Below are 9,161 nucleotides of genomic sequence, written 5' to 3'. Positions count from 1 at the left end.
TCCCCCAAGCTCTCGGCTTCGCTCGAGCCGGGAGGTGCCCCCGTCCGCGCCGGACTTCTCCGTGCTCCGTACGACGTCGTGGAGACGCGTGACTACTGCGCTTGAGGTGGTGCTGTGCAGTGTGTTCATCCGGCGCCCCCCGTCGGTTGGAGTGTGTTTCGGTCCGTGTGCCAAGAAGCTTGCCCATCGGACTTCATGGCGTTGTCCGCCGACTGTCACAGGCGTGTCACAGGGGCCGGGCCAGAAGCGCGCCTCCCAGCGGTCGAACTCGGACGGCCCAATGCGACAGAATGTCGCCCGTGCCTTTTCTGTTGCTGATCGAGGACGACGACGCCATCCGCACGGCCCTCGAACTCTCCCTGTCGCGGCAGGGCCACCGGGTGGCCACCGCCGCGACCGGTGAGGACGGCCTCCAGCTGTTGCGCGAGCAGCGGCCGGACCTGGTCGTGCTCGACGTCATGCTGCCCGGCATCGACGGCTTCGAGGTCTGCCGGCGCATCCGCCGCACGGACCAGTTGCCGATCATCCTGCTGACCGCGCGCAGCGACGACATCGACGTGGTCGTGGGCCTGGAGTCCGGAGCCGACGACTATGTCGTCAAGCCGGTGCAGGGCCGCGTCCTCGACGCCCGGATCCGGGCCGTACTGCGGCGCGGTGAGCGGGAGTCGACGGACTCGGCGACCTACGGCTCGCTGGTGATCGACCGCTCCGCGATGACGGTCACCAAGAACGGCGAGGACCTCCAGCTCACCCCGACCGAGCTGCGGCTGCTCCTGGAGCTGAGCCGCCGGCCCGGACAGGCGCTCTCCCGGCAGCAGTTGCTGCGGCTCGTGTGGGAGCACGACTACCTGGGCGACTCTCGGCTCGTCGACGCCTGTGTGCAGCGGCTGCGCGCCAAGGTGGAGGACGTGCCGTCCTCGCCGACGCTCATCCGTACCGTGCGCGGGGTCGGCTACCGGCTGGACGTTCCTGCGTGAGCAAGGGGATCGTCACGCGGCTGCGTCTCTCCAGCCTGCGGCTGCGTCTTGTCGTCGTCTTCGCCCTGGTCGCGCTCACCGCGGCCGTCGCCGCCTCCGGCATCGCCTACTGGCTGAACCGCGAGGCGGTGCTGACGCGTACCCAGGACGGGGCGCTCAACGACTTCCGGCAGGAGATGCAGAACCGGGCGGCGACGCTGCCGCTGCGGCCCACGCAGGAGGATCTGCGGCGGACGGCCGAACTGATGGCGACGGGCAGCGCCAACTACCAGGTGCTGCTGCTCGGCGAGCGGGACGCGGGCAAGCCGATCGTCGGCGCCTCGGACCCGGACGACTTCACCCTGGCCGACGTGCCGCGCTCGCTGCGCGAGGCCGTGGACACCGAGCGCCCGGTGACGGAGGCCAACCCGTACCCGTACCACCTGTTCTGGCAGCGTACGGAGCGGAACGGGACGCCGTACCTGGTCGGCGGGACGCGGATCGACGGCGGCGGGCCCGCCGGCTACATGTTCAAGTCGCTGGCCGCGGAGAAGGCCGACCTGAACTCGCTCGCCTGGTCGCTCGGGATCGCGACCGCGCTCGCGGTGGCCGGATCCGTGCTGCTCGCGCAGGTCGCCGCGACGACCGTGCTGCGTCCGGTGCACCGGCTCGGCGAGGCGGCCAAGCAGCTCGGCGAGGGCAAGCTCGACACCCGGCTCCGGGTCACCGGCGCCGACGAACTGGCCGATCTCACCAGGACGTTCAACAGCGCGGCCGAGTCGCTGCAGAAGAAGGTCGCGGACATGAGCGCCCGCGAGGAGTCCTCCCGGCGGTTCGTCGCCGACATGTCGCACGAGCTGCGGACCCCGCTGACCGCGCTCACCGCCGTCACGGAGGTCCTGGAGGACGAGCAGGACTCCCTCGACCCGATGATCGCGCCCGCGGTCGCCCTGGTGGTCAGCGAGACCCGGCGGCTCAACGACCTGGTCGAGAACCTCATGGAGGTGACCCGCTTCGACGCGGGCACCGCCCGGCTCGTCCTCGACGAGGTGGACATCGCCGACCAGATCACCGCGTGCATCGACGCGCGCGCGTGGCTCGACGCGGTCGACCTGGACGCCGAGCGCGGCATCGTGGCACCGCTCGATCCGCGCCGGCTCGACGTGATCCTGGCGAACCTGATCGGGAACGCCCTGAAGCACGGCGGTTCCCCGGTCCGGGTCTCGGTGCGCACCGAGGACGACGAACTGGTCATCGCGGTACGGGACCACGGCCCCGGCATCCCCGAAGAGGTGCTGCCGCACGTCTTCGACCGCTTCTACAAGGCGAGCGCGTCCCGGCCGCGGTCCGAAGGCAGCGGGCTCGGTCTGTCGATCGCCATGGAGAACGCGCTGATCCACGGCGGTTCGATCACCGCCGCCAACTCGGTCGGCGAGGACGGTGCGGTGGACGGCGCGGTGTTCGTGCTGCGGCTGCCGCTCGACGCGTCGGGGATCACCCGCGAGGTGCAGACCCGCAGCAGCCAGGGCGAGGTGGAGGAAGCGTGAGACGCCGCACTGTGGGGCGTACGGCCGTGGTGGCCGGGCTCGTCGCACTCACCGCGCTGGCCGCCGGCTGCGGGATCAGGACCACGTCGGTCCCGGTGGACGCCGGCGCGGCCCCGTCCCGGGTCCCGTGCAGCGTGACCCACGAGGGGACCACGGGCGCGGCGGTGCAGGGCGTGCCGGTCCGGGTGTTCCTGGTCTGCGGCTCGCAGCTTGAGGCGGTGGACCGGCGCTCGCGGCCGGAGGAGAAGGCGGGCGGCGACCCGGTGCGCACGGCGTCGGGGCTGCTCTCGCAGCTGCTGGCCGAGCCCTCGGAGAGCGAGCAGCGGGCCGGGTTCACGACGGCGGTCCGCGGCCCGCTGGTGGTGAACGGCGGCTCCAAGGGCGACCCGGCGGGCACGCTGCGGCTGAGCCGTCAGCCGGAGGACCTGGCGCCGACGGCCCTGTCGCAACTGGTCTGCACGTTCGCGGCGAGCTCGGCGGGGGCGGGGGACCAGACGGTCCTGCTCGGCGGCCCGGGCGCGTACGCCCCGAAGCGCTACCGCTGCACGACCGAACTCCGCGAACGCCCGGAGTCCACCCCACCCACAGCCCCGACCTCCAGCTGACGTCCCCTTGTGGGCACCTGTTCCTCCTCCAGACTCCGTCCGGGGCCCCCGGACGGAGCGGGTGCCCGCACGCGGCGGGGGCGAGGCGGGTGCCCGCGCCGAGGGGCGTCGTGCGCACGGGCCGGGGGCCGGTGCGTGACGTCCCGTGCGGCGGTGGTGCAGGTCGCGTGGGGTTCGGCGGAACCGGGGGCGTTGTCCGGGGCGTCTTGGGGGACGTGCAGCGTCAAGGTTCGGGCGGCAGTGCCGCCGTGGTCGTCCGCGTGGCAGGGTTCGCCCTCGTCGTCGCGCATCTGCTGCTCGTCGCCTGGATCAGCCTGCGCCCACGGGACGTCGCCTGGGTGACCGCGCCGAACATCGTCCCCCTCGACGGCCTCCGCGCCGACCTCGCCCTCGGCACCGCCGAGGCCGCCCGGCTGATCGGCGAGGGGCTGCTGCTCCTCGCCCCGCTCGGGATCCTGCTCCCGATGGCCGACGGACGGCTCCGGGTCTCCGGGTGGGCCTCCCTCACCCGTACGACCGCCGCCGGCGCGCTGGTCTCCCTCGCGGTGGAGCTCCTGCAGACCGCCGTGCCCGGTCAGGTCGTGGACGTGGACTCGGTCCTCCTGAACACCGCCGGGGTGGCGCTCGCGCATCTCCTCTTCGTCCCGGCCGGCCGCACCTGGCTGCGCCGCAGGTCGGACGAGGGGCGGTCGGACTCCTCCGCGGGGAGCAGGCCGGGCCGGGGTTCCGCCCTGCTGCGGAACGACGGGTCTCAGGGTGCGACCCCGACGATTCCCAGGGTCCCGATCGCCCGGTAGACCGACGCCCCGGACGGCCCTCCGGCGGCACCATGGAGTCATCGGGAGCCCGGCAGAGCGGCTTCCGGACCGACTCCGAAGGAGCCCACCATGGCCGCACTGACCCGCCCCCGTGACGGACGCGTGATCGGCGGAGTGTGCGCGGGCCTGGCCCGGCGCTTCGGCATCTCCGCGAACACGATGCGTCTGATCTTCCTGGTCTCGTGCCTGTTGCCCGGCCCCCAGTTCCTGATCTACATCGCCCTGTGGATCTTCATGCCGGACGAGCGGAAGGCCACCACCGCCTGGTGACGAACCCACGCCGAAGGGGCGCGTGCCCGGGAGAACCGGGTGCGCGCCCCTTCGGCGTACGGAGAGCCGTGTACGGCGCCGGGGTCAGCCGAGCGGCAGGCCCTGCAGCGGCAGGCCGCCGAGGAGGCCACCCAGCGGAGTGGCGCCGAGGCCACCGGCGGCGGCGTCGAGCGGGAGGCTCTGGGTGGCCTGCCCGGCGGCGGCCGGGAGGGTCTTCACGCCCTGGTCGAGACCCTGGCCGAGGGCGCCCTGGCCGGCAGCGAGGGACTCGGCCGCGCCGTCGGGGAGCTTGGTGAGGTCGTCACCCAGCGGCACGGTCTGGGTCACCAGGCCGAGCGCGTCGGGGGTGGCGGGCGCGACCGGGGCGGCGGAGGCCGTGCCGGCGGCGGCAGCGGCGAAAGCGGCACCGAGAGCGGCGACACCGAGCTTCTTGGCGGCAGACTGCTTCATCTGAAAATCTTCCTTGTGGAATCCGGGGGCTTCCGGGAAAGCCGGGCGGGGAAATCCTGGGAATGCAGAGCGGCTCTGCAACCTAACCAGTGATCGACGGGTCCGCAAACACCGGAAAGCGGCCGGGTGTCGTACTTTTCCCGGCCGCCCTGTTCCTCCTGACGGGGTGGTGCTCAGCCCGCCGTACGGGAAGATTCGCTGGTCGTGGCGGTCTGCTTGAACAGCCATTCGGACTTCAGCTCGGCGTATCCGGGCTTGATGACCTCGTTGATCATGGCCAGGCGTTCATCGAAAGGAATGAACGCTGATTTCATCGCATTGACCGTGAACCACTGCATGTCGTCGAGCGTGTAATCGAATGCTTCGATCAGCAGCTCGAATTCACGGCTCATGCTGGTCCCGCTCATGAGCCGGTTGTCGGTGTTGACCGTGGCCCGGAAGTGCAGCTTGCGGAGCAGACCGATGGGGTGCTCGGCGAACGAGGCCGCGGCACCGGTCTGGAGGTTGGAGGAGGGGCACATCTCCAGCGGGATCCGCTTGTCGCGGACATAGGCGGCGAGCCGGCCGAGGGTCACCGAGCCGTCGTCGGCGACCTCGATGTCGTCGATGATCCGGACGCCGTGCCCGAGCCGGTCGGCGCCGCACCACTGGAGCGCCTGCCAGATCGAGGGCAGCCCGAAGGCCTCGCCCGCGTGGATCGTGAAGTGGTTGTTCTCCCGCTTGAGGTACTCGAAGGCGTCGAGGTGGCGGGTGGGCGGGTAGCCGGCCTCGGCGCCCGCGATGTCGAAACCGACGACGCCGGTGTCGCGGTAGCGGTTGGCGAGCTCGGCGATCTCCAGGGCGCGGGCGGCGTGCCGCATCGCGGTGAGCAGGGCGCCGACCCGGATGCGGTGGCCGTTGGCCCTGGCCTGCCGCTCGCCCTCGCGGAAGCCCTCGTTGACGGCCTCGACGACCTCCTCCAGGGTGAGGCCGGCCTCCAGGTGCTGCTCGGGGGCGTAGCGCACCTCCGCGTACACGACGCCGTCCTCGGCGAGGTCGACGGCGCACTCGGCGGCGACGCGGAAGAGGGCGTCACGGGTCTGCATGACGGCGCACGTGTGCGCGAAGGTCTCCAGGTACCGCTCGAGGGACCCGGAGTCGGCGGCTTCGCGGAACCAGATGCCGAGCTTGTCGGGCTCCGTCTCGGGGAGCTGCTGATAGCCCTGCTCCCGGGCGAGTTCGATGATCGTGCCGGGGCGCAGTCCGCCGTCGAGGTGGTCGTGGAGCAACACCTTCGGGGCACGGCGGATCTGGTCCGCGGAGGGGACGCTGGCAGTCTGGCTCGTCATTTCCGCATGCTAGCCCCTACGCGCGTAGAGCGCGCCCTGTGGCGCGTGGTCCGCGCACGGTCTTCCGCGTGCTCCGGAGCTCCTGGGGGACGTTTCCCTCAGCGGCGAGAACGGGCTCCTCGGTCCGACCGGGCTCGTCGGTCCGAGCGGGCTCCTCGACCGGACCGCCACGGGTGAGACCAACGCCGCCAAGGGTGCGACCAGCACCAAGGGCACCAGTGCCACGACAGCCACCACCGGCACCAACGGCGCCACCGGCAAGACCGCGCCGGCCGTGCCCGCCCGGTAGCACCCGCCCGACAGCGCTCGCCCGGCCACCGGCGGGAGTGAAGCGCGGGGCACGCGACCGCCACCGAAGTCCACCGGCGGCCCGTGCGGCGATCATTCCCCACGCCACGCGGACCGCCGGCCCAGACGGACACGACGGAATCTCCGGCGAGTGCGCCGCCGTGCCCTCGCGGGCGGAAATCCACCCGCCGCCTCGACCGGGTGACTCCTAGGCTGTCGGAATGACTTCTCGACCGGCCAACTCCGAACTGCCGCGCATCCGCGGCTTCCTGTCCGGCTTCCACCGTCGCCAGGCGGACCGCGTCGTCGACTTCCCCGGTGGCTTCGCCGCGCTCGACGACCGGTACAGACACTCCCGGGGCAACAACCATCTGCTGGTCGACGGCTCGACCGACCCCGAGGCGCTGCCCGCGCGGGCGGAGGAGCTGCTCGGCCATCTCCCGTACCGGCTCGTGTACGTCATCGACGACGAGGTCGCGGCCGCGTGCCGGGGTCCGCTGGAGCGCGCCGGTTACGCCCACGCGGCCATATACCTCATGCGGCACACCGGCCCGGTCCCGGCGCACGGCGGGGCCCGGAGGGTGGGTGTCGAGGAGCTGCGCGCGCCGGCCTCGGAGGCCTGGCGCCGGTTCGTGCCGGGGGTGTCCGACGAGGAGGTCCACCACCTGGTGGAACGGCGGGCCACCCGGCTCGGGGCCGCCGAGGACGTACGGTTCCTCGCCGCGCACACCGAGGACGGCGAGGTGGCGTCGTGGGCCGACCTGTATCTCGACCCGGCGGCCGGCATCGCCCAGATCGAGGACCTGGTCACCGCCGAGGCGCACCTCGGGCAGGGTCACGCCGGACGGGTTCTCGACACGGCGCTGCACCTGGCGGCCGAGGCCGGCTGCGGCCTCCGTTTCCTGAGCGCGAACGAGGCGAAGTGGCCGCACCGCTGGTACGGGCGGAAGGGCTTCACCATCGCCGACACCATCCACTGCTTCGAGAGGGCCTAGCCGCATGTCCATACCCGTGCACCCGCCCAAGCCGCGGCCTGGCGACAAGGTCGCGATCGTCTCTCCGTCGAGCGGCCTGCCGGGGCTCCTCCCCATGCCCCACGAGCTGGGTCTCGACCGGCTTCGCAACGAGTTCGGCCTGATCCCGGTCGAGTACCCGACCACCCGCACCTGGGGCTCGACACCCCGGGAGCGCGCCGCCGACGTGAACGCCGCGTTCGCCGACCCGGAGATCAAGGCCGTCATCGCGAGCATCGGCGGCGAGGACCAGATCACCGTGCTTCCCCATCTGGACCGGGAGTCGATCCGCGCCAACCCCAAGCCGTTCTTCGGGTACAGCGACAACACCAACCTCCTGCTCTTCCTGCGCAACCTCGGTGTCGTGAGCTATCACGGCGGTTCGGTGATGGTGGAGCTCGGCCGGCCCGGGGCGCTCCACCCGCGGACGGCGGACTCGCTGCGGGCCGCGCTGTTCGGCTCCGGCCCGTACGAGCTGACCCCGGCGGTGGACGTCGGCGACATCAACGGGCGCTGGGAGAGCCCGGAGACCTTCGCGGGCGAACCGGTGATGGAACCCGGCGAGGGCTGGTTCTGGCACAACGCCGACCGGGTCGTCACCGGGATCGGCTGGGGCGGCTGCCTGGAGATCCTGGCCTGGATGCTGATCGCCGACAGGGAGATCCGGCCGGTCGAGGAGTACGCCGGGCAGGTGCTCTTCATCGAGACCTCCGAGGAGATGCCGGGAGCCGATGAGGTGTACCGGATCCTGCGGAACATGGGAGAGCGCGGGCTGCTGCGGCAGTTCCCGGCCGTCCTGGTGGCCCGGGCCAAGAGCTGGAGCTTCGAGCAGCCCCTGGAGGCACCGGCCCGAGCCGCGTACCGGAAGGCCCAACGCGAGGCGGTGCTGCGGGCGTTGAGTGAGTACGCGCCGGAGGCGACGGCGGTCTTCGACGTCGACTTCGGGCACACGGACCCGCAACTGGTGCTCCCGTGCGGTGGGGCGATCCGCGTGGACGGCCCGGCGCGGCGCATCACCGTCACGTACTGAGGTCCGGCCGGGGAGATGCCCCGCCGGACGATACGTAACAGAGACCGCGCGTACGACTGGCGTACACCTCTCCTTCTGAGACTGTTCTGTCATGGCGCACTTCGCACTCGTGGGGCCGCCCGACGCCCGGAGACCCCGGCTCGGTCGGCCTGTTGGAGGTTCCCGCACGTCGGCGGCGGTGGGCGGCGTGGTGCTGCTCCTTCCGGACGGCGAGCCGGTGTCGGGACGGGGCGCCTCCACGCGGGCGCACGCGGCGATGCTGCCGATCGGGCGCCGGCTGGTCCGGGCGGGCCGGTCCGAGGGGCTCGTCGCCCATGTGGTGCGCTACCGGGGGCGCGGCTGGAACGGCGCCGACGCGAACCTCGCGGCGGACGCCTCCTGGGCCGTCGCGGAGGCCGTACGGCGCTACGGCGACGTCCCGATCTGCCTCGTCGGCCACGGCCTCGGCGGCAGGGCGGCGCTGTGGGCCGCCGGGCACGCCGCGGTCGGCGCGGTCCTCGCGCTCGCCCCGTGGCTGCCGGAGGACGACGTGGCGGCGGAGCCGGAGGCCGTACGGCAGCTGGTGGGGCGACGGGTGCTGCTCGTGCACGGCACGAACGACGCGCGTACGGACCCGGAGTTGTCGTTCCGGTACGCCGAACGGGCGAAGAAGGCGAACCGTGACACCTGCCGGTTCGAGGTGCACTCGGACGGGCACGCGCTGCGGCAGTACGCGGACGAGGTGCGGGCACTCGCCGCCGACTTCGTCCTCGGCGCGCTCTTCGCCCGGCCGGTCGCCCGGCCGGTGGCCGACGCGATGGCCGCTCCCCCGCCGCTGGGCCTGCGGATGCCGCTCGCGGCGGGGTTCGGGGGCTCA

General features: G+C 72.4%; 10 protein-coding genes and 1 pseudogene. 8 read left to right on the top strand and 3 right to left on the bottom strand.

The genetic code is table 11. The features are described from left to right. Positions 1-129: pseudogene (locus AOK00_RS40360) on the bottom strand (SigE family RNA polymerase sigma factor); the annotation flags it as partial. A gap of 170 nt (positions 130-299) precedes the next feature. Between AOK00_RS40360 and afsQ1 the strand changes: the two are divergent. The 5 genes from afsQ1 to AOK00_RS15770 all read left to right on the top strand — a co-directional run bounded on the left by afsQ1 (position 300) and on the right by AOK00_RS15770 (position 4,196). Further along, positions 300-977 carry a two-component system response regulator AfsQ1 gene (gene afsQ1, locus AOK00_RS15790; protein WP_017239746.1) on the top strand — a complete coding sequence of 226 codons (678 nt, stop codon included), beginning with the start codon at positions 300-302 and terminating at the stop codon, positions 975-977. Then, positions 974-2,503 carry a sensor histidine kinase gene (locus AOK00_RS15785; protein ID WP_030318348.1) on the top strand — a complete coding sequence of 510 codons (1,530 nt, stop codon included), beginning with the start codon at positions 974-976 and terminating at the stop codon, positions 2,501-2,503. Before afsQ1 ends, AOK00_RS15785 begins: the two co-directional genes overlap by 4 nt. Then, a complete protein-coding gene (locus AOK00_RS15780) occupies positions 2,500-3,108 on the top strand; it encodes a hypothetical protein (protein WP_055600945.1) in 609 nt (202 codons plus the stop codon). Before AOK00_RS15785 ends, AOK00_RS15780 begins: the two co-directional genes overlap by 4 nt. Positions 3,109-3,368: 260 nt before the next feature. Next, positions 3,369-3,905 (top strand): VanZ family protein, encoded by a 537-nt coding sequence (locus AOK00_RS15775; protein ID WP_254047379.1) that lies wholly within the window; start codon positions 3,369-3,371, stop codon positions 3,903-3,905. A 90-nt stretch (positions 3,906-3,995) separates the two neighbouring features. Further along, on the top strand, positions 3,996-4,196 hold the full coding sequence (locus tag AOK00_RS15770; RefSeq protein WP_055600943.1) for a PspC domain-containing protein: 201 nt from the start codon (positions 3,996-3,998) through the stop codon (positions 4,194-4,196). A gap of 84 nt (positions 4,197-4,280) precedes the next feature. On the opposite strand, the gene AOK00_RS15765 is transcribed toward AOK00_RS15770, so the two are convergent. Both AOK00_RS15765 and AOK00_RS15760 read right to left on the bottom strand, forming a co-directional pair. Next, positions 4,281-4,646, bottom strand: coding sequence for a hypothetical protein (locus AOK00_RS15765; RefSeq protein WP_055600942.1), 366 nt, complete (start codon positions 4,644-4,646; stop codon positions 4,281-4,283). Positions 4,647-4,819: 173 nt separating this feature from the next. Continuing rightward, a complete protein-coding gene (locus tag AOK00_RS15760) occupies positions 4,820-5,974 on the bottom strand; it encodes an adenosine deaminase (RefSeq protein ID WP_055600941.1) in 1,155 nt (384 codons plus the stop codon). Positions 5,975-6,483: 509 nt separating this feature from the next. Here AOK00_RS15760 and AOK00_RS15755 point away from each other — a divergent pair. From AOK00_RS15755 to AOK00_RS15745, 3 genes are all read left to right on the top strand, one after another. Next, a complete protein-coding gene (locus AOK00_RS15755) occupies positions 6,484-7,257 on the top strand; it encodes a GNAT family N-acetyltransferase (protein ID WP_055600940.1) in 774 nt (257 codons plus the stop codon). A 4-nt stretch (positions 7,258-7,261) separates the two neighbouring features. Continuing rightward, on the top strand, positions 7,262-8,305 hold the full coding sequence (locus tag AOK00_RS15750; protein WP_055600939.1) for a S66 family peptidase: 1,044 nt from the start codon (positions 7,262-7,264) through the stop codon (positions 8,303-8,305). Positions 8,306-8,396: 91 nt separating this feature from the next. Further along, a partial coding sequence (locus tag AOK00_RS15745; protein WP_107097396.1) for an alpha/beta hydrolase occupies positions 8,397-9,161 on the top strand: 765 nt, incomplete at its 3' end.

The organism is Streptomyces aureus, assembly GCF_001418135.1.
Lineage (GTDB): Bacteria > Actinomycetota > Actinomycetes > Streptomycetales > Streptomycetaceae > Streptomyces > Streptomyces aureus_A.
Note: the sequence above shows the minus strand (reverse complement) of the source record. Positions and strands in the feature narration are given on the sequence as shown.